Below are 18,568 nucleotides of genomic sequence, written 5' to 3' on the forward strand. Positions count from 1 at the left end.
TGTAATGGGGGTGCCTACTTGTCTTCGAAACGTTTATTATTTAATATTTCTAAACTCACAGGGACTATTACAGTTCCGGGTGATAAATCCATTTCACATCGAGCTGTAATGTTAGGGTCGATTGCTAAAGGTAAAACAACAATTAAAGGATTTCTTCCTGGTGAAGATTGCTTAAGTACAATTAGTTGTTTTCAAAAAATGGGTGTCAAGATCACTCAACAAGAAGATTACGTAGAAGTAGAATCTAACGGAATAAACGGGTTAGTAGAACCTAAAGAATTACTAGACGTTGGGAATTCTGGAACTACAACAAGATTATTGCTTGGAATTTTAGCAACATGTCCTTTTCATTCTATACTTATTGGCGATGAATCGATAGGTAAGCGACCAATGAGCCGGGTAACAAAACCATTAGCAACAATGGGCGCCAAAATCGATGGACGTGAAAATGGACAATATACACCAATTTCCATTCGTGGCGGTCAGACAAAAGGGATTGATTACATATCACCGGTTGCTAGTGCACAGGTGAAATCTTCCATATTATTAGCGGGGCTTGGGTCTGAAGGAATAACATCTGTTACCGAACCTGCTTTATCGAGGGATCATACAGAAAGAATGCTTGAAGCGTTTGGTGTTAAAGTAAAACGCGAAGGGTTGAAGGTTTCAATTGAAGGTGGCCAAGCACTGACCGCAACACATATTGAAGTTCCTGGTGATATTTCATCTGCAGCGTTTTTTCTTGTAGCAGGCGCAATTGTTCCAAACAGTTCTATTTATCTTAAAAATGTTGGGATGAATTCTAGTCGTAGAGGGATAATTGATGTGTTAACAGATATGGGTGCTAACTTGACCGTACAAAATGAAAGAATAGTAAATGGTGAACCAATAGCTGATTTAGCTATTACAACATCAAACTTAAAAGGTATTGAAATTGGTGGCGAAATTATACCTACCCTTATTGACGAAATTCCGATTATTGCATTATTAGCTACTCAAGCAGAGGGGATAACAACCATTAAAGATGCTGCTGAGTTGAAGGTAAAAGAAACTAATCGGATCGATACAGTGGTATCGCAACTTGAAAAAATGGGGGCAAGCATAAAGCCAACTGAAGACGGAATGATTATTGAAGGTAAAACAGCGTTACACGGTGCAACAGTGGATAGTTTTGGTGATCATCGGATCGGTATGATGTTGGCAATTGCAGCGTTGTTATCATCTTCTGAATCCAATCTATTGAATGCTGAGGCCATTTCGGTTTCTTACCCTAATTTCTTTGAACACTTAAATGAGCTTGTCCAAATATAAAGTGTAGTTCTAATATGTCCTTCTCTATCATAACTTGTATGAAAGAAAGCATGTACAAGCTGATAGGGGGACATTTTATTTTGCGCTATATTATTGAACATGCCAATGTAGTATTAGATAAAGGAATAATCGTAAGGTCTTTTCTGGTTGAGGATAAGAAGATTGGCTATTATAGTACAAGCTTAAAACAGTATAAAGGAATGCGAATGGATGCATCTTCATATTTTATGACATCGGGTCAAATAATAAATGACCTTGACTTATTAACGATAGCAAATTCTTTTGAGTATCGAAATCGAATTAAAAAGCTGATACAAAAGGGATGCACAACAATTCTTACTTCTTTTTATATGGCTTACGAAGAAGGCTTTAAGCAAAAGCTTGATTATGCTAATCACTGTATGATTAATAGTACTCTTGATTATGAAATTGGGTTACAGCTACCCGTAGAAAAATTGACACCCACTATGATTCGACTATGTAAAAAACATAAAATTCCATTTATTTTAGTTGATATTAGCGATCACACAAATCTTTATTATGTCCCGTGGGGTTGGATAAGAGAGGCGATGTACTTATACAATGTGCCCATCTATCCACTCTGGAAAACTGAAAATAAGAAAATATATAAAGAGCAAAAACAATTATGGGAAGAAATTTGTACAATTAATAAAATTCCAACGCATTTGAATTTTCCTACAGACTTATCTCCAATACCAAAAACCATTTTAAAACAGATTGGTCTTTATCCAAAAAAAGGGGAACTGCTAATTGGAAATGACCTTGATTACAATTTATATTCTTTCCCGTCTATAGACTCGAAAGTTGAAGAAAAAGATAAACTTGATTATGATAAACAAGAACCAATCATTACCGTCCATAAAGGGAGAATCATGAAAGTTATGGATACAGTGAATTATTTTCCAGGTTATGGGGAAAAATTAAAAGTTAATATACCAGGTCTTTTTGCAACGATCCAATAGAAAACAACCATCATTAATGATGGTTATTATTTTACTTACAAACGTTTAAACTTATTAAAAATCAAAGAAAATTACACCTATGCTTTTTGGGACATTTAACGTGTACCATCTTTAATTAAATTATTTATAAGGGAGTTTGGGCAATGTTTGAAAAACTAGAAAAAGCGATAAAACTAGTTGAAAATGGGGATATATCAGAAGGCATTAATTATTTACATAGCTTAAAGCAAATTGCAAACCATGAGGAAAAAATAATGATCGCTGATTTGTACTTAAAGTGGGGATTTTTGGATGAAGCCAAAGAAATCGTTATAGAGCTATTGGAACTATACCCTGACGAAGGTCAGTTATATATTTATGCGGCTGAAATTGAAATCGAGCAAGAAAATGAAGTAGAAGCACTTGATTATTTAGATGAAATAAAAGAAAGTGATCCTGCGTATCTTCAGTCGTTAGTGATAATGGCGGATTTATTCCAAATGCAAGGATTGGATGAAGCGGCAGAACAAAAATTATTGAAGGCAAAAGTGCTTGCCCCTGACGAAATATTAATAGATTTAGGTCTGGGTCAATTTTATGCAGATATTGGTGAGTATAAGAAGGCTATTCCTTTTTTGAATAAGGTGATTGAACGAAAGGAAGAAGTGGATTCAAATGCTCATTTACTTTTAGCTGATGCCTATGTTCATATTGGTAAATTCGAGGATGCATTTGTTCATTATGAGGAAGGTTTAAAGGATAACATCGAATTAAATGCATTATTTAATTTGGCCTTCACTGCATTTCAACTTGAACGCTATGAATATGCTATTGGTAAGTGGAATGAATTAAAAGAACTCGACCCAGAATATATACCGATTTATTTATATTTAGCAAAAGCATATGAACACGAGGGTGTGGTTGAGGAAAGTTATAATATTATTAAGCAAGGCCTACAAATTGATCCAGATAACAAGGAACTTCTTGTTTATGGTGGAAAGATGGCAATGAAATTAAAAAAACACGATGAAGTCGAGCGATACTTGTCTAAAGCAATTGAAATTGATCCAGGATATATTGATGCGCTATCGCTGTTGTCGAGTTTTTATTTATACAATGAGCAATATGAAGAGATAATTTTATTGTTAGAAAAAGCAATTGCTGATGGTGAATATGATCCACAATTTGAGTGGGATCTTGCAAATGCAAAAAAACAATTAGACCTGTATAAAGAAGCATTAAACCACTATGAAAACGCATATACTTCTTTTAAAGACAGCAAAGAGTTTCTAGAGGAATATGGTTATTTCTTGCTAGAAGAAGGAGATCGTGAAAAGGCAAAAGCAATGTTTAGAAAAATCCTCGAAATAGACCCTGCAAATATTGAAATCGAAGAGGAGTTAATGAGGTTGGAACAGTGGTAGGTTTTGTAGGAATTTGTATTTTTGTTTATGCAGGAGATTGTTGCCATGGAAAGAATTTAAAAAGTAGGAGAGTAGAGACCACAGAGGAGGGATAATTATGGCTACCCCTGTATCTGTCAACGAAAAAAAAGAATTTGTCCGCTGGTTTTTAAATCATTATCAGTTGAAAAGACGGGAATGCGTATGGATATTAAATTATTTAATGAGTCATGACCAATTAATGAGGAATGTTCATTTTGTAGAACAAGCACAATATTGTCCCAGAGGATTAATTATGTCTACACATTGTGTAGATGATGTTCCGTTTAGATTCTATAAAGAGAATGTTATGACAACAGACGCAGAAAAATCATTTCATGATATCCGTCTAAACCGAGACCAAGATATTTATATTCAATTAAACTTCCGATCCTCTTTTTCATGTGCTCAATATGTGGCGGTTCTAGAAGATAATAAGTTTATGCCAAAACATCTTCAAATAAATGAAAAAGACCAGCTGTTGGCAGAGAAATTCCTTGAACAATCTATTATTACCTTTCAAAAAGAGAAATTATTGAAGCTTATTGATGCCGCGCTCGATGAACAAAATCATCAAGAGTTTATGAACCTTACAAAAAAACTGAACGAAATACTGCAAGACCCAAAACCTTCCTCTAATTAGAGGAAGGTTTTTTTTTGATCTAAAACATGCTTTAATATAGTGAGAATACAACAGCAATAAATTAGTATTTAGCAAAGTCTAGAAGGAGCGATATTTATGAAATGGACAACTACAGATATGGACATGTTTTTACAAGCCAAAGAGTATGTGGATACAGTCGTGGTACCATTAGTACCGATTACATTAATAGGAGAAGTAAAATCCACCGTTGAAATGGGAGATTATATTTCTATGATTTCGATAGAATTAGAACGACAGTTTAAAGGCAGACTAGTAATGCTGCCAGCTTTTACATATTTAAAAGAAGAACAAGAATCAGGTCTTGTCGAGCGCCTAAACATTTGGCATCAAGTTCTGAAAGAAGGTGGGGCTAAACATATTATCTATATTACCGCTGATTCAGATTGGAAACTTCAAGAGAAGCAGTTAGATTCTTCGTTATTATGGTTACCTAATATCTCACTAGAAAACATCGATCGAAAAACGATTGAAAAGATGATTAGTGCACAAATGAAGCAGGTCTTATCAATTATTATGAATATGTGGGAAAAAGAAGAACAAGATGTTTAATTCGTTGTTTTTCGCTGTTTTTCGCACAGGATTTTATTGACCTGATGACAAGTTTGCGCTATCATGAGTATGTCCTAGTTATATGTGTGTTTATAAGAATTGTCCGGGTGGACTATCCTTTAATAGAGGGGGGAAGAAAATGAGTAAGGATAATCGAGTTTCTAGACGTCAATTTCTGAGCTATACTCTTACAGGAGTAGGTGGATTTATGGCAGCGGGGATGTTGGCTCCAATGGTTCGTTTTGCAATTGACCCGGTATTAAAGCCTGCCTCTGAAGGTGAATTTGTGGCAGTTGCTGAAGAGTCTAAAATTACAACTGATCCACAACGTTTTGACTTTACTGTACGTCAAGTTGATGCATGGTATGAATCAGATATTACGATGTCTGCATGGGTTTACAAGGATGATGCTGGTAAAATTGTCGCAATGTCACCTGTATGTAAGCATTTAGGCTGTACAGTAACATGGAATGATCCTAAGCATACTGACATGTTCTATTGCCCATGTCATGATGGATTGTATGAAAAAGATGGTACAAACGTACCTGGTACACCACCAACAGCTGGCTTAGATATTTATGATCAAAAAGTTGAAGGTGGAACTTTATATCTTGGTAAAGCTAGACCACGAGCGTAGGAGGGGCGTAATCAATGCTTAATAAAATTTATGATTGGGTAGATGAGCGTTTAGACATTACGCCTTTATGGCGTGATATTGCTGACCATGAAGTACCTGAGCATGTTAACCCAGCTCACCACTTCTCTGCTTTTGTATACTGTTTTGGCGGACTTACGTTCTTCGTAACTGTCATTCAAGTATTATCAGGAATGTTTCTAACAATGTATTATGTTCCAGATATTAAAAATGCTTGGGAATCAGTTTATTATTTGCAAAACGAAGTGGCATTTGGTGTTATTGTGCGCGGAATGCATCACTGGGGAGCAAGTCTTGTTATTGTAATGATGTTTTTACATACATTGCGTGTATTTTTCCAAGGGGCTTATAAAAAGCCACGTGAATTAAACTGGGTTGTAGGTGTGTTAATCTTCTTCGTAATGTTAGGGTTAGGATTTACAGGCTACCTATTACCTTGGGATATGAAGGCGTTATTTGCAACAAAGGTAGGTTTACAAATTGCAGAAGCGACACCGGTGATCGGTACAGCAATCAAGACATTGCTTGCTGGACATCCTGAGATTGTTGGTGCTCAAACATTAACACGTTTCTTTGCGATTCATGTATTCTTCTTACCTGCAGCATTATTTGGGCTAATGGGAGCCCACTTTATGATGATTAGAAAACAAGGTATTTCAGGACCATTGTAGAATAATACTTTAACTAAAGGGAGGGAAGACGATGCATCGCGGAAAAGGTATGAAATTCGTTGGGGACTCTCGTGTACCAGCTGAGAGAAAACCGAATATTCCGAAAGACTATTCCGAATATCCAGGAAAAACGGAGGCGTTTTGGCCCAATTTCCTATTAAAAGAATGGATGGTGGGGGCTGTATTCTTAATGGGATATCTCTCATTAACTATTGCCCATCCATCACCGCTTGAACGCGTAGCTGATCCAACCGATACAAGTTATTTACCATTACCAGACTGGTATTTCTTGTTCTTGTATCAGTTATTAAAATATGAATTTGCTTCAGGTCCATATACAGTTATTGGTGCATTAATTATTCCGGGCTTAGCATTTGGTTCGTTATTGTTAGCGCCATGGTTAGATCGTGGTCCAGGGCGTCGACCATCTCAGCGTCCGGTTGCGGTTGGTTTAATGCTTGTAGCAATAGCAGCTACAACTTATTTAACGTGGGAATCTGCTGTTCATGTTGATTGGGAAGCGAAAGCAGAATCAGCGAAGATCGTTGAAACTGTAGAGTTTGATAAAGCAGATCCTGGGTATGCAGCAATGGAAACAAGCGGCTGTTTATCATGTCATGGTACTGAATTAACGGGTGGACCAGCTGCTCCATCATTAGTAGGTACTGGTTTAACTCCTGATGAAATTGCAAACATTGCTGTTAATGGACAAGGTACTATGCCACCAGGAATGTTCAAAGGATCAGATGAAGAACTTCAACAGCTTGCAGAATTTATTTCAGCACTTGGAACTAAATAATCATTCATAAAAAACTGACTTTCAAAAGAAGGTCAGTTTTTTTCTGTCTCCAAGACGGTCTTAAGCTTGCCAGCTGAAGTTGAGCTTGTTATCTTATAAGTATTGGTTTAACTTATTTAGATATTGCTATTACTACATATTAAAGTTCGGAGTGGAAATTATGAAATTTATTATCCAGCTGTTAGGTCAGCGATGGGTGTTATGGTGGTTGTTAATTATAAATATTTTTGGGACTATATATGGTTATATATGGTATGGGTGGCAGCTAGCTGAAACACCAGCACATTTTTTAATATTTGTCCCAGATAGTCCAACGGCTAGTTTATTTTTTGTTTTTGTATTAATTGCCTTTTTAATGCGACAAAATTGGCCATTAATTGAAGCTTTAGCGATTGTAACTTTATTTAAATATGGAATATGGGCTGTCGTTATGAATTTACTTGTATTACAGGCTTCAGGAGGCTTGCCATTGCAAGGCTATATGTTAATCGTTTCACATTTAGCAATGGCAATCGAAGGGTTATTATTTGCACCATATTATCGTATAAAAATATGGCATTTAATTATAGCTGCTGTTTGGACTCTACATAATGATGTGATTGATTATGTCTTTTTTATGCTGCCGCGCTATCAAATGTTAAATGAATTCACGCCACAAATTGGTTATTTTACCTTCTGGCTCAGCATATTATCTATCACTTTTGCCTATTGGTTATGTGTTAGAAAGAATCACTATAAAACGACCCTTATTTAATGTTCTACTCTTGTCCTTTCGCACATAAGATTTACTAAGCTTAAGGAGGGACAAGTATGAGGAAAATCGTATTTATTTTGTTATTTCTAATGTTTTTTTCGTTACCTCATTCTATAAATGCGCAAAACGATGAGGCGTGGTCTTACTTAGATGATATTGTTGATCAAGCCCTTCTATTAACAAAACAGGAAAAATACGAAGAAGCTAAAAAAATGCTTACACATTTTTCTGAGCAATTTATGAAAACATATCCAAAAGATGAAAACATTACGATGAATGATTTAAGGGTAATTACTATCACAACTGATGAAGCACTAAAAGCTTTAACAGCTGTTAACCAAGAACGTCAAGATAGTGTGAAAAAAGTAACACAGTTACGTTTAGCCATTGATGCCCTTCATTCTGAACATCAGCCTCTTTGGAAAGAGATGGAAAACACAATACTAAAAAGTTTTAATGCTCTGAAGTCAGCAGCTCTTAATAACGAAAATGAAAATTTTAAGCAGCAATTTAATGAGTTTTCAGAGCATTTATCTATAATTTATCCAAGTTTAGTTATTGATCTAGACCCTGACCAAATTGCTAAGCTGGATTCCCATATTCGCTTTTTAGAGAAGTATGATAGTGTTAGTGGGAAAAATAAAAAAGAACACCTTGAGCTAATGGAAAAAGACTTGTTAATTATTTTTGGCAGTATGGAAGAAAATGAAGTGGATCCCTCATTTATTTGGGTGATGGTTACGACAGGTAGCATTATTTTCTCTACATTACTTTATGTAGGTTGGAGAAAATATAAGAGTGAGCAAATAAGTACAATTAAATTCCGCGGGCGTCATTAATTATTATAGTTATTTTCAATATAATATATCTTGAGAGTTCTGAATTGACGTACTAATATACTTTCAACTAAAATCAAATTAACTATAATAAATGGAGTGATGTAAAGCATGGGAGGATTTTTAGTTTATTTTGCGCTAATTATTATAATACCGCTATGGGCTCAATTTAGGGTGAAGAGTGCTTATCGTAAATATTCTCAAATACCTGCATCGTCTGGTATGACGGGTGCGCAAGTAGCTCGGAAAATATTAGATGATAATGGTTTGTATAGTGTTAAAGTAGAGGAGACTCCTGGAACGTTATCAGATCATTACGACCCTAGATCCAAAACAGTGCGCTTATCAACAAACAATTTTTATGGCAACTCAATAGCTGGTGCTGCTGTCGCAGCTCATGAAGTCGGCCATGCTATCCAAGATCAACAAGACTATGTTCCGTTACGTTTTAGACATGCTTTAGTACCAGTAGCAAATCTTGGCTCAAATCTTTCTTGGATTTTAATAATGATTGGTATTTTTGCTGGGTTGAGTGGGTTGCTACTTTTAGGTATTATTTTTATGGCTGCGGCAGTGTTGTTTCAATTGGTTACGTTGCCAGTTGAATTTAATGCGTCAAGCCGTGCTATGAATGAAATTGTATCCGCCGGAATTATCCGTAACGATGAAGAGCGCGAGACTCGTAAGGTTTTGAATGCAGCAGCTCTTACCTACGTAGCAGCAGCTCTTGTTGCTGTCCTAGAATTAGTTCGTCTCCTTCTAATGTATACTGGTATGGTAGGAAATGACGACTAGTTTCTCATTGTACAAAAACGATTAATTAGCAGACTTTTCTAAACATAGAATGAACACATGGTGATTTTCTCTTTGATTATCACCATGTGTTTTTTTAGGATTTGGAACTATTGGGTTATTTTACTTTTCTATTTTTCAATTGGTTTTTTGTTTTCATCTAAGGTAAACCCTTCACCAAGAACATCATGAACATCTGTTACGGCTACAAAAGCGTTAGGATCGATCGAAATAATTATATCCTTTAATCTAACTATTTCATTTCGACCTACAATGCAATATAAAACATTCCTTTCGATACCTGTAAAGCGGCCAACTCCCTTAAGGACTGTAACTCCACGGTCCATTGTATCCATTATTTCAGTAGCTATCTTATCATTTTGATCTGAAATTATTGTAGCTCCTTTTGCTGCATAAGCGCCCTCTTGCATAAAATCAATAACTTTTGCTCCAACAAATACTGCTACCAATGTATACATAGCTTCACGGTATGATAAATAAACGAGCGAGGTAAGAATTACTACTGCATCAAATAAAAACATTGTTTTACCCATGCTCCAACCGACATATTTATAAACTAATCTTGCGATAATATCGACTCCACCAGTTGTTCCGCCATAACGGAAAATAATGCCAAGACCTACTCCAAGAAACACCCCGGCAAATAAAGCAGCTAAAGCCAGATCATCATGCAATGGCATTGATAAAGGACTATAACGCTGAAATATCCATAAATAAATCGATACACTGAATGTTCCTATAACTGTGTATATAAAGGCATTTCGTCCAAGTAATTTCCAGCCAATAAAAAATATTGGTATATTTAAGACGAGGTTAGTAATAGAAGGATCTATATTAAATAGAAAATAAAATAATAATGTAATGCCAGTAAATCCACCTTCAGCAAGACTATTCTCCATATTAAAATGTACAATCCCAAAAGAAAAAATGGCTGAACCGAGTAAAATAAACAAAATATTTATTAACTTAATGTCCACCTTCATAAAACTGAACCCTCCTGTTACTATTGGTGATCAACATTATTGATATTGTTAGTATGGAAAAATTACAAATAAATACACAAGATATATTTAAATTGGTGAATTAACTAAATATTTGTCAAAATGACTAATTTTAGCTAACATGAGATAATAGAAACTAAGTCTCATGGAGTGGATAATTTGGAACAAAAAACAATGAAAGATATGCAAGACGAAGTAGATCAATACATAAGTCAATTTAAAGAAGGGTACTTTAGTCCGCTAGCGATGTTAGCACGAATGACTGAGGAGCTTGGAGAACTAGCAAGAGAGATTAACCATTATTATGGGGAAAAGCCAAAAAAAGTAGATGAAGAAGAAAAAACAATTGAGCAGGAAATGGGAGATATACTTTTTGTTCTTATATGTTTTGCAAATTCACTAAATATCAGTCTAGATGAATCATTTGATTTAGTAATGAAAAAGTTCAATACAAGAGATAAAAACCGTTGGACAAGAAAAGAGTAGGAGGAATTAATGATGGAAAAGAACATACGAATTATTGTTGCAGGACCTAGGGGGAAAATGGGGCAGGAAGCTTTAAAACTAATCCAAGCTACCGAACACTTCGAACTAGTTGCGGCTATTGATAGAAAATTCGGAGGACAACTCATTTCAAGTATTGAAGGACTTCCAGCAATTGATGCGCCAATCTATGATGATGTTGAAAAATGTTTCCAAGAAATAAAAGCGGATGTTTTAGTTGATTTAACAACACCTGAAATTGGCCGTAAACATACAGAAGCCGCATTGCGTTATGGAATTCGTCCAGTAGTTGGAACTACAGGCTTTAACGAAACAGAATTAAAGGATTTAGCAAAAACAGCAGAAGAGAAAAAAATTGGTGTGATTATTGCGCCAAACTTTGCAATAGGTGCGATTCTAATGATGAAATTTGCCCAAATGGCTGCAAAATATTTTCCTGATGTGGAAATAATTGAACAACATCATGATCAAAAGCTTGATGCACCGTCTGGAACTGCTATTAAAACAGCAGAGTTAATAAAGATGGAACGGGCTCAGAAAGCACAAGGCCATCCAAATGAAAAGGAAACATTGCAAGGTGCAAGGGGAGCAGACCTAGATGGAATGCGAATTCATAGTGTACGACTTCCTGGCCTAGTTGCTCACCAAGAAGTGCTTTTCGGCGGTAATGGACAACTACTAACAATTCGTCATGATTCTCTCCATCGTTCTTCATTTATGTCCGGTGTTAAACTTGCTGTTGAAACGATTATGAAAATTGATGTTTTAGTTTACGGTTTAGAAAACATAATGGAATAGGGGAGAATACGGATGAACATCGCATTAATTGCCCATGACAATAAAAAAGAATCGTTAATTCAGTTCGTTTCTGCTTATAAACCTATATTGGAAGAGCATTCATTATTTGCAACCGGCACTACAGGTTTAAAAATTATTGAAGCGACAGGATTGAATGTCTATCGCTTTCAATCCGGACCATTAGGTGGAGATCAGGAAATAGGATCATTGATTGCAAAAAATGAAATGGACATGGTCATCTTTTTTAGGGATCCATTAACAGCTCAGCCGCATGAACCAGATGTTAGTGCGTTGCTGCGTCTTTGTGACGTTTATAATATACCGCTTGCGTCTAATATGGGGACAGCGGAAATATTAATTCACGGCTTAGAACGCGGTGATTTTAATTGGAGGACAATACAGGACAAGTAGGGGAATAAAAATGGATATAAATGGTGTTGACATATTGGCATTTGGTGCACATGCTGATGATGTTGAAATCGGAATGGCAGGAACTATTTTTAAATATAGTAAAAAAGAGTATAAAATAGCAATCTGTGATTTAACAGAAGCCGAACTTTCATCAAATGGAAATGTTATTTTAAGAAAACAAGAGGCGCAACAGGCTGCAACAATTTTAAATGTACATAAGCGAGTTAATCTTGGCTTGCCTGATAGGGGGTTATTGGTTGCCGAAAAATATATTAATAGGATTGTTACGCTTATTAGACAATTAAAACCAAGGGTTATTTTTTCACCTTATCATAAAGACCGCCATCCAGATCATGGCCAATGCGGACATTTGGTGAGAGAAGCAATTTTTTCAGCTGGAATTAGGAAGTATGAAGATGATTTAGGACTTTCCGCACATCGCGTGAGTAATCACTATTCTTATATGATCAATGGTTTTCACCATCCAGATTTTGTAATAGATATTACTGCTGAAATGGATACAAAGATAACGGCACTTAAAGCTTATCACAGCCAGTTTGAAGTTCTAACGGGCAGTGTAGATACCCCCTTAACACATGGCTACATTGAGACTGTTGAGGCACGAGATCGTCTCTTTGGAAAAGAAGTGGGTGTCACCTTTGCAGAAGGCTTTATTTCGGAAAAACCGTTGCTGTTAAGTTGTGATTTCTTTGAAAGAGGTTCAGTATGAAGATGAAAATTGGCATTACATGTTATCCAACTGTCGGGGGTTCGGGTGTAATAGCAACCGAGTTAGGAAAATTGTTAGCAGAACGAGGACACGAGGTCCATTTTATTGCGTCAAGCGTGCCATTTCGTTTGAATAAATGGTACTCGAATTTATATTTCCATGAAGTAGATGTAAATCAGTATTCGGTGTTCAAATATCCACCCTATGACTTATCATTAGCAAGCAAAATGGCTGAGGTTGCAAAGCGAGAAGAGTTAGATTTACTTCATGTTCACTATGCAATCCCACATGCAATCTGTGCTTTTCTTGCCAAACAAATGGTAGGAGAACACCTTAAAATTGTAACCACCTTACATGGCACGGATATTACCGTATTAGGTCATGATCCGTCATTAAGTGAACTTATCCGTTTTGGAATTGAAAAATCAGATACAGTAACAGCTGTTTCAAATCATCTTAAAGAAGAGACACAGACATTACTAGAAACAACCAAGCCAATTGAAACTGTTTATAATTTTGTCGATGAACGCGTGTATTATAAGCGTGAGGCACATCCATTAAAAAGACAATATGGAATTTGTGATGATGAAAAGGTGATCATACACGTATCTAACTTTCGTCAAGTTAAGCGGGTACCCGATGTTATTCTAGCTTTTGAACGCATTCAAAAAGAAGTAAATGCAAAATTATTGTTGATTGGCGATGGTCCTGAATTTACAGTTGTTTGTAAAATGGTAAAAGAAAAGGGACTCGCTCATCGTGTGAGATTTTTAGGAAAACAAGAAAATATTGAAGAAATATTTTCATTTAGCGATTTAAAACTTTTACTTTCTGAAAAAGAAAGTTTTGGCCTTGTAATATTAGAAGCGATGGCGTGTGGGGTGCCAAGCGTCGCTACAAATGTTGGCGGCATACCAGAGGTTATTGAAGATGGAATCACTGGCTATATCTGTGAACTCGGTGATATTGAGGATATTGCTAACAAATCAATTAAATTGCTAACCGATGATAAGTTACATAAACAAATGAGTGATATGGGGATCATCCGTACGGAATCATCATTTAATTCAAAAGAAATTGTGAAACAATATGAGCAGATATATTATCGGACCATATCAGAAAAGTGAGGCGTCTTGTATGGAGGAGTCTTTTAAGAAGGCACTACCAATCATAGAGACTTTAAACGCAGCGGGTTATGAGGCTTTTTTTGTAGGTGGGTCTGTGCGGGATGTTCTTCTAAACCGACCGATTAGAGATATTGATATTGCAACATCAGCGTTGCCACAACATGTACAAGCACTGTTCAGTAAAACAATACCCGTTGGAATTGAACATGGGACAGTGGTTGTACTATGGGATAATGATCAATATGAGGTTACTACCTATCGCATTGATGGAAAATATGAGGATTATCGACGTCCTAGTGAAGTGGAATTTGTGGGCTCCCTTGAAAAAGATTTAGGTCGCCGTGACTTCACAATAAATGCTATTGCGATGGACAAACTGGGTAAAATCGTCGATCCATATAATGGGGAAAGGGATATCCAAAATAGATATATCCAAACTGTTGGGAATCCGAATGAGCGCTTTTCTGAGGATCCTTTAAGGATGATGAGAGCCGTAAGATTTATAAGTCAATTAGATTTTGATTTATGTAAGGAAACGGAACAATCTATCCTTAAGAATGCGGAGTTATTAAAAAACATATCCGTTGAAAGAGTGTTAGCAGAATTCGAAAAACTGCTCGAGGGTGTGGGTGTTCATCAAGCCTTAGCATATATTGTGAAGTTAAATCTATATTTATTTCTACCAATGTTTGCCCAGAAAAAAAAGGAATTACTGTACTTTATAAAATACTTACCTACTAACCTAAAACTTGACGAGAAATGGTCACTGCTTATTTTGACATTAAATATTGTAGATATCGAGCAGTTTTTCAAGGAGTGGAAATGCTCAAAGCAACGTATAAAAATAACAAAAGCACACATACAAGCGTATCAGGATTTTAAACAAAAAGGACTGTTACCATATACAATATATTTTCATGGACAGGATATTATCCAATCAGCAATTAAGCTAGATGCAGTTTTAACTGGATGTGATCATACTGAGCTCCTATTAAAATCGGAAAACATTTATCGAGCCTTACCTATCCAATCAAGAAAACAGCTTGCAGTAACTGGTAGAGATCTTTTGAAATGGTTCAGTAAACAAGGAGGGCCATGGCTGTCTAAATTAATTGACACCATCGAAAAAGCAGTGGTGAATAAAGAAGTAAAAAATAGTAAAGCTGAAATAAAGGAGTGGCTCGATTCATGCAATCTACTATAAGGAAGCAGTTACTAAAAATTTTTTCGGATCATGAAGGGGAGTTTGTGTCAGGGCAGATGCTAAGTGATTCATTAGGATGCTCAAGAACTGCTGTTTGGAAACATATTGAGGAATTGCGTAAAGATGGATATGAATTAGAAGCTGTACAACGAAAAGGCTATCGGATTGTAAGAAAGCCTGATAAAGTGAGTGGAAATGAAATACATCTTGGCTTAACGACAGAGTTTATTGGCCGACATGTTCATTATGAAGAGTCGGTCATGTCAACTCAGAAAATTGCTCATAAGCTTGCAACTGAAGGTGTTCCGGATGGTACAATTATTGTTGCTGAAGAACAAATAAACGGTAGAGGTCGACTTGACCGTACGTGGTTTTCACCAAAATATACTGGTATATGGGTTAGTATTATTTTAAAACCAAATATACCGCCACAACAAGCCCCACAGTTAACATTGTTAGCTGCTGTAAGTGTCGTAAGAGGGATTCATGCAGCAACCGGAATTCAATGCGATATTAAATGGCCCAATGATATATTAATAAATGGGAAAAAGGCTGTAGGAATTTTAACCGAGTTACAAGCAGAAACCGACCGAATAAATGCAGTAATTATTGGAATGGGTATTAATGTAAATCAGCAAATTGAACATTTTCCAGAATCATTACAATCATTTGCAACATCACTTTCGTTAGAAAAAGGTAAAAAATTAAATCGCTCGGAAATTTTACAATCGATACTTAGAGAACTAGAAAACTTGTATATCGATTATTTAGAAAATGGTTTTCATGTTGTAAAGCTTCTATGGGAAAGTCATGCTATAAGTATTGGTAAACAAATTACGGCCAGAACATTATCTAAGACATTGCATGGAAAAGCATTAGGGATAACAGATGATGGAGTGCTGTTGCTCGAGGATAACAACGGGATGATTCATCATATTTACTCTGCAGATATTGAAATAAATTGAAGAGTTTCTCTTTACATAAAAAAAGTTTTGTTATACTATCATTGTTAAGATGGGCAGTATCCGTAAGGAACTACACCAATGAATTATATTTTGTCTAACATACTTAATTTAATACTGCCTTGATCCATTTCGGACTAGGACAGGGGATGAATAAACCGAAAAATTTTTACAATCCTTCTTTCCGTACGGAAAGAATTTTTTTGTTATTAAGCAGAAAAATGTAGAAATTACTACTACGATTTTAATTAAATTCGGTTATCATTCCCTCTTAAAATGAGGAGGGAAAAGATGAAAACTAAAAATGATTTTTTACAAATGAAAGCTAACAATGAACCGATTGTGATGGTCACGGCATATGATTACCCATCAGCATGTCTGGTTGAACAAGCAGGAGTGGACATGATACTTGTAGGCGACTCACTTGGTATGGTTGTTCTCGGTTATGAATCCACGGTCCCTGTAACAGTTGATGATATGCTACATCATACAAAGGCTGTTTGTCGTGGGGCTAAGGATACATTCATTGTAACTGACATGCCTTTTATGAGCTACCATTTATCAGTAGAAGATACAATGAAAAATGCTAAGAGACTAATTCAAGATGGTGGAGCCCATGCTTTGAAAGTTGAAGGAGCAGGTGAAGTTATCAATACGATTGAGCGTTTAACCAGTGCAGGGGTGCCTGTTGTTGGACACCTTGGCTTAACACCACAGTCTGTTGGTGTTCTTGGTGGATATAAAGTTCAAGGAAAAGATGCTAAAACAGCTCAAAAACTAATGGATGATGCTAAAGCAGCAGAGAAAGCAGGTGCAATCGCTATTGTTTTAGAATGTGTGCCTAAACAAATTGCCGAGTTAATTTCAAAGGAACTAACTATTCCAACTATCGGTATAGGTGCCGGGGTGCAAACGGATGGCCAAGTTTTAGTCTATCATGATATTATTCAAAATGGCTTTGGACATGTTCCAAAGTTTGTTAAACAATATACAAATATTAATCAGGAAATAAAGCTTGCAATATCACAGTATACGGCTGATGTGAAAAGTCGCCAATTCCCAGAAGATAAGCATTCTTTCACTATGAATGAAGAGCTGCTAGTGTCTCTGTACGGAGGAAAGTAATATGAAAATTATTAGATCCATTAAAGAGATGCAACAATTATCAAAAGAATATCGTACAAGTGGAAAAAGTATAGGCTACGTTCCAACCATGGGATACCTACATGAAGGTCATTTGAAATTAGTACGTGAGGCAAGGGCTGCAAATGATATTGTGGCTATGAGTATTTTTGTGAATCCTTTACAATTTGGACCTAATGAGGATTTTGACAGATATCCTCGTGATTTTGAGAGGGATGAACGCTTGGCAAATAATGCAGGAGTAGACGTAATATTTTATCCTGATGTAGAGGAAATGTATCCCAAAAGTATGTCTATCGGTGTTAATGTAACTGATCGTGTAGATGTTCTCTGTGGGAAGTCTAGAGAAGGACATTTTAATGGTGTAGCAACAGTTTTAATGAAATTATTTAATATTATATCTCCGGATAAGGCTTATTTTGGAATGAAAGATGCCCAACAGGTTGCTGTTGTTGATAACATAATCCAGGAATTTAATTTTCCAATTGATCTAATTCCAGTTGAAACGGTTCGTGAAGTAGATGGATTAGCGAAAAGCTCCCGAAATGTTTATTTAAGTGATCAAGAACGGCTAGAGGCATCACAGCTTTATGCAAGTTTACGAGATGCCTATCAACAAATAAAACAAGGTGAAACTAGTTCTGAAAGAATAGTGAATAGTATAAAAGAACATATTAAGCAAACGACAAGTGGGGAAGTTGATTATGTTGAAATTTATTCATATCCAGATCTTACGCCAATGACTAAACTTAAAGGCAAAATTATCATTGCATTAGCTGTAAAGTTTACTAAAGCTCGTCTTATAGATAATTTGACGTTTACCATATAGGGGGAGAAAACATTGTTTAGAACGTTAATGAATGCCAAAATACATCGTGCTAGAGTAACAGAAGCGAACTTGAATTATGTGGGTAGTGTAACGATTGACGAGGATATTTTAGATACAGTCGGTATCGTAGCAAATGAAAAGGTTGCCATAGTTAACAATAATAATGGTGCTAGGTTAGAAACGTATGTTATACCTGGTCCTCGTGGCAGTGGGGTTATCTGTTTAAATGGTGCGGCAGCACGTTTGGTTCAAAAGGATGATATCGTTATTATTATCTCTTATACGATGATTCCAGAAGATCGAATTAAAGATCATCGACCTAAAATTGCCATCATGAATGAACAAGATAATTCAATTAAACAATTAATTGCTGCTGAGCCTGCATCAACTGTTCTATAACCTT

At 36.0% G+C, this 18,568-nt stretch carries 22 protein-coding genes; 21 read left to right on the forward strand and 1 reads right to left on the reverse strand.

Annotated elements, in window-relative coordinates; genetic code table 11:
- Positions 1-18: 18 nt before the first annotated feature.
- From aroA to C1724_RS05960, 11 genes are all read left to right on the forward strand, one after another.
- Complete coding sequence (gene aroA / locus C1724_RS05910; protein ID WP_102345783.1) at positions 19-1,311, forward strand: 3-phosphoshikimate 1-carboxyvinyltransferase; 1,293 nt, start codon at positions 19-21, stop codon at positions 1,309-1,311.
- 80 nt (positions 1,312-1,391) lie between these two features.
- Positions 1,392-2,294: a hypothetical protein gene (locus C1724_RS05915; protein WP_102345784.1), complete on the forward strand. Its 903-nt coding sequence runs from the start codon at positions 1,392-1,394 to the stop codon at positions 2,292-2,294.
- A gap of 143 nt (positions 2,295-2,437) precedes the next feature.
- Entirely contained in the window at positions 2,438-3,697 is a 1,260-nt protein-coding gene (locus C1724_RS05920) for a tetratricopeptide repeat protein (RefSeq protein WP_102345785.1), read from the forward strand.
- Between the two features lie 97 nt (positions 3,698-3,794).
- Positions 3,795-4,358, forward strand: coding sequence for a ReoY family proteolytic degradation factor (locus tag C1724_RS05925; RefSeq protein ID WP_102345786.1), 564 nt, complete (start codon positions 3,795-3,797; stop codon positions 4,356-4,358).
- 96 nt (positions 4,359-4,454) lie between these two features.
- Positions 4,455-4,928 (forward strand): YpiF family protein, encoded by a 474-nt coding sequence (locus C1724_RS05930; RefSeq protein WP_102345787.1) that lies wholly within the window; start codon positions 4,455-4,457, stop codon positions 4,926-4,928.
- A 139-nt stretch (positions 4,929-5,067) separates the two neighbouring features.
- Positions 5,068-5,565, forward strand: coding sequence for a ubiquinol-cytochrome c reductase iron-sulfur subunit (locus tag C1724_RS05935; protein WP_102345788.1), 498 nt, complete (start codon positions 5,068-5,070; stop codon positions 5,563-5,565).
- Positions 5,566-5,579: 14 nt separating this feature from the next.
- Positions 5,580-6,254, forward strand: coding sequence for a menaquinol-cytochrome c reductase cytochrome b subunit (gene qcrB, locus C1724_RS05940; RefSeq protein WP_102345789.1), 675 nt, complete (start codon positions 5,580-5,582; stop codon positions 6,252-6,254).
- A gap of 31 nt (positions 6,255-6,285) precedes the next feature.
- Positions 6,286-7,053 carry a menaquinol-cytochrome c reductase cytochrome b/c subunit gene (locus tag C1724_RS05945; RefSeq protein WP_102345790.1) on the forward strand — a complete coding sequence of 256 codons (768 nt, stop codon included), beginning with the start codon at positions 6,286-6,288 and terminating at the stop codon, positions 7,051-7,053.
- Positions 7,054-7,213: 160 nt separating this feature from the next.
- Complete coding sequence (locus C1724_RS05950) at positions 7,214-7,807, forward strand: DUF1405 domain-containing protein (RefSeq protein WP_102345791.1); 594 nt, start codon at positions 7,214-7,216, stop codon at positions 7,805-7,807.
- Between the two features lie 56 nt (positions 7,808-7,863).
- Positions 7,864-8,646, forward strand: a complete 783-nt coding sequence (ypjB, locus tag C1724_RS05955; RefSeq protein ID WP_102345792.1) for a sporulation protein YpjB — start codon at positions 7,864-7,866, stop codon at positions 8,644-8,646.
- Between the two features lie 108 nt (positions 8,647-8,754).
- Entirely contained in the window at positions 8,755-9,438 is a 684-nt protein-coding gene (locus C1724_RS05960) for a zinc metallopeptidase (RefSeq protein WP_102345793.1), read from the forward strand.
- A gap of 128 nt (positions 9,439-9,566) precedes the next feature.
- Here the strand turns inward: C1724_RS05960 and C1724_RS05965 are convergent, their stop codons facing one another.
- Positions 9,567-10,439: a YitT family protein gene (locus C1724_RS05965; RefSeq protein WP_102345794.1), complete on the reverse strand. Its 873-nt coding sequence runs from the start codon at positions 10,437-10,439 to the stop codon at positions 9,567-9,569.
- 192 nt (positions 10,440-10,631) lie between these two features.
- On the opposite strand from C1724_RS05965, the gene C1724_RS05970 reads away from it, so the two are divergent.
- The 10 genes from C1724_RS05970 to panD all read left to right on the forward strand — a co-directional run bounded on the left by C1724_RS05970 (position 10,632) and on the right by panD (position 18,564).
- A complete protein-coding gene (locus C1724_RS05970; protein ID WP_102346753.1) occupies positions 10,632-10,943 on the forward strand; it encodes a nucleotide pyrophosphohydrolase in 312 nt (103 codons plus the stop codon).
- A 12-nt stretch (positions 10,944-10,955) separates the two neighbouring features.
- Complete coding sequence (gene dapB / locus C1724_RS05975) at positions 10,956-11,759, forward strand: 4-hydroxy-tetrahydrodipicolinate reductase (RefSeq protein WP_102345795.1); 804 nt, start codon at positions 10,956-10,958, stop codon at positions 11,757-11,759.
- 12 nt (positions 11,760-11,771) lie between these two features.
- Positions 11,772-12,170, forward strand: coding sequence for a methylglyoxal synthase (gene mgsA / locus C1724_RS05980; protein WP_102345796.1), 399 nt, complete (start codon positions 11,772-11,774; stop codon positions 12,168-12,170).
- 10 nt (positions 12,171-12,180) lie between these two features.
- Complete coding sequence (gene bshB1 / locus C1724_RS05985) at positions 12,181-12,900, forward strand: bacillithiol biosynthesis deacetylase BshB1 (protein WP_102345797.1); 720 nt, start codon at positions 12,181-12,183, stop codon at positions 12,898-12,900.
- On the forward strand, positions 12,897-14,027 hold the full coding sequence (bshA, locus tag C1724_RS05990) for an N-acetyl-alpha-D-glucosaminyl L-malate synthase BshA (protein WP_102345798.1): 1,131 nt from the start codon (positions 12,897-12,899) through the stop codon (positions 14,025-14,027). Before bshB1 ends, bshA begins: the two co-directional genes overlap by 4 nt.
- Before the next feature lie 10 nt (positions 14,028-14,037).
- Positions 14,038-15,231 carry a CCA tRNA nucleotidyltransferase gene (locus C1724_RS05995; protein ID WP_102345799.1) on the forward strand — a complete coding sequence of 398 codons (1,194 nt, stop codon included), beginning with the start codon at positions 14,038-14,040 and terminating at the stop codon, positions 15,229-15,231.
- A complete protein-coding gene (locus C1724_RS06000) occupies positions 15,216-16,196 on the forward strand; it encodes a biotin--[acetyl-CoA-carboxylase] ligase (protein ID WP_102345800.1) in 981 nt (326 codons plus the stop codon). Before C1724_RS05995 ends, C1724_RS06000 begins: the two co-directional genes overlap by 16 nt.
- Positions 16,197-16,484: 288 nt before the next feature.
- The gene (panB, locus tag C1724_RS06005) at positions 16,485-17,318 is read left to right on the forward strand and encodes a 3-methyl-2-oxobutanoate hydroxymethyltransferase (protein WP_102345801.1); all 834 of its coding nucleotides are present in this window, start codon (positions 16,485-16,487) and stop codon (positions 17,316-17,318) included.
- A 1-nt stretch (position 17,319) separates the two neighbouring features.
- On the forward strand, positions 17,320-18,165 hold the full coding sequence (gene panC, locus C1724_RS06010) for a pantoate--beta-alanine ligase (RefSeq protein WP_102345802.1): 846 nt from the start codon (positions 17,320-17,322) through the stop codon (positions 18,163-18,165).
- Positions 18,166-18,177: 12 nt separating this feature from the next.
- Positions 18,178-18,564 carry an aspartate 1-decarboxylase gene (gene panD, locus C1724_RS06015; protein WP_102345803.1) on the forward strand — a complete coding sequence of 129 codons (387 nt, stop codon included), beginning with the start codon at positions 18,178-18,180 and terminating at the stop codon, positions 18,562-18,564.
- Positions 18,565-18,568: the final 4 nt, after the last annotated feature.

Source organism: Bacillus sp. Marseille-P3661 (genome assembly GCF_900240995.1).
GTDB lineage: Bacteria > Bacillota > Bacilli > Bacillales > Bacillaceae_J > OESV01.

What these genes read in the sequence shown, in the direction of transcription:
- C1724_RS05935 (WP_102345788.1), top strand. Translation starts at nt 5,068, where the DNA reads ATGAGTAAGGATAATCGAGTTTCTAGACGTCAATTTCTGAGCTATACT.
- C1724_RS05925 (WP_102345786.1), top strand. Translation starts at nt 3,795, where the DNA reads ATGGCTACCCCTGTATCTGTCAACGAAAAAAAAGAATTTGTCCGCTGG.
- ypjB (WP_102345792.1), top strand. Translation starts at nt 7,864, where the DNA reads ATGAGGAAAATCGTATTTATTTTGTTATTTCTAATGTTTTTTTCGTTA.
- bshA (WP_102345798.1), top strand. Translation starts at nt 12,897, where the DNA reads ATGAAGATGAAAATTGGCATTACATGTTATCCAACTGTCGGGGGTTCG.
- bshB1 (WP_102345797.1), top strand. Translation starts at nt 12,181, where the DNA reads ATGGATATAAATGGTGTTGACATATTGGCATTTGGTGCACATGCTGAT.
- panC (WP_102345802.1), top strand. Translation starts at nt 17,320, where the DNA reads ATGAAAATTATTAGATCCATTAAAGAGATGCAACAATTATCAAAAGAA.
- dapB (WP_102345795.1), top strand. Translation starts at nt 10,956, where the DNA reads ATGGAAAAGAACATACGAATTATTGTTGCAGGACCTAGGGGGAAAATG.
- C1724_RS06000 (WP_102345800.1), top strand. Translation starts at nt 15,216, where the DNA reads ATGCAATCTACTATAAGGAAGCAGTTACTAAAAATTTTTTCGGATCAT.
- qcrB (WP_102345789.1), top strand. Translation starts at nt 5,580, where the DNA reads ATGCTTAATAAAATTTATGATTGGGTAGATGAGCGTTTAGACATTACG.
- C1724_RS05995 (WP_102345799.1), top strand. Translation starts at nt 14,038, where the DNA reads ATGGAGGAGTCTTTTAAGAAGGCACTACCAATCATAGAGACTTTAAAC.
- C1724_RS05920 (WP_102345785.1), top strand. Translation starts at nt 2,438, where the DNA reads ATGTTTGAAAAACTAGAAAAAGCGATAAAACTAGTTGAAAATGGGGAT.
- C1724_RS05930 (WP_102345787.1), top strand. Translation starts at nt 4,455, where the DNA reads ATGAAATGGACAACTACAGATATGGACATGTTTTTACAAGCCAAAGAG.
- C1724_RS05965 (WP_102345794.1), bottom strand. Translation starts at nt 10,439, where the DNA reads ATGAAGGTGGACATTAAGTTAATAAATATTTTGTTTATTTTACTCGGT.
- C1724_RS05960 (WP_102345793.1), top strand. Translation starts at nt 8,755, where the DNA reads ATGGGAGGATTTTTAGTTTATTTTGCGCTAATTATTATAATACCGCTA.
- C1724_RS05945 (WP_102345790.1), top strand. Translation starts at nt 6,286, where the DNA reads ATGCATCGCGGAAAAGGTATGAAATTCGTTGGGGACTCTCGTGTACCA.
- panB (WP_102345801.1), top strand. Translation starts at nt 16,485, where the DNA reads ATGAAAACTAAAAATGATTTTTTACAAATGAAAGCTAACAATGAACCG.
- mgsA (WP_102345796.1), top strand. Translation starts at nt 11,772, where the DNA reads ATGAACATCGCATTAATTGCCCATGACAATAAAAAAGAATCGTTAATT.
- C1724_RS05970 (WP_102346753.1), top strand. Translation starts at nt 10,632, where the DNA reads ATGAAAGATATGCAAGACGAAGTAGATCAATACATAAGTCAATTTAAA.
- C1724_RS05950 (WP_102345791.1), top strand. Translation starts at nt 7,214, where the DNA reads ATGAAATTTATTATCCAGCTGTTAGGTCAGCGATGGGTGTTATGGTGG.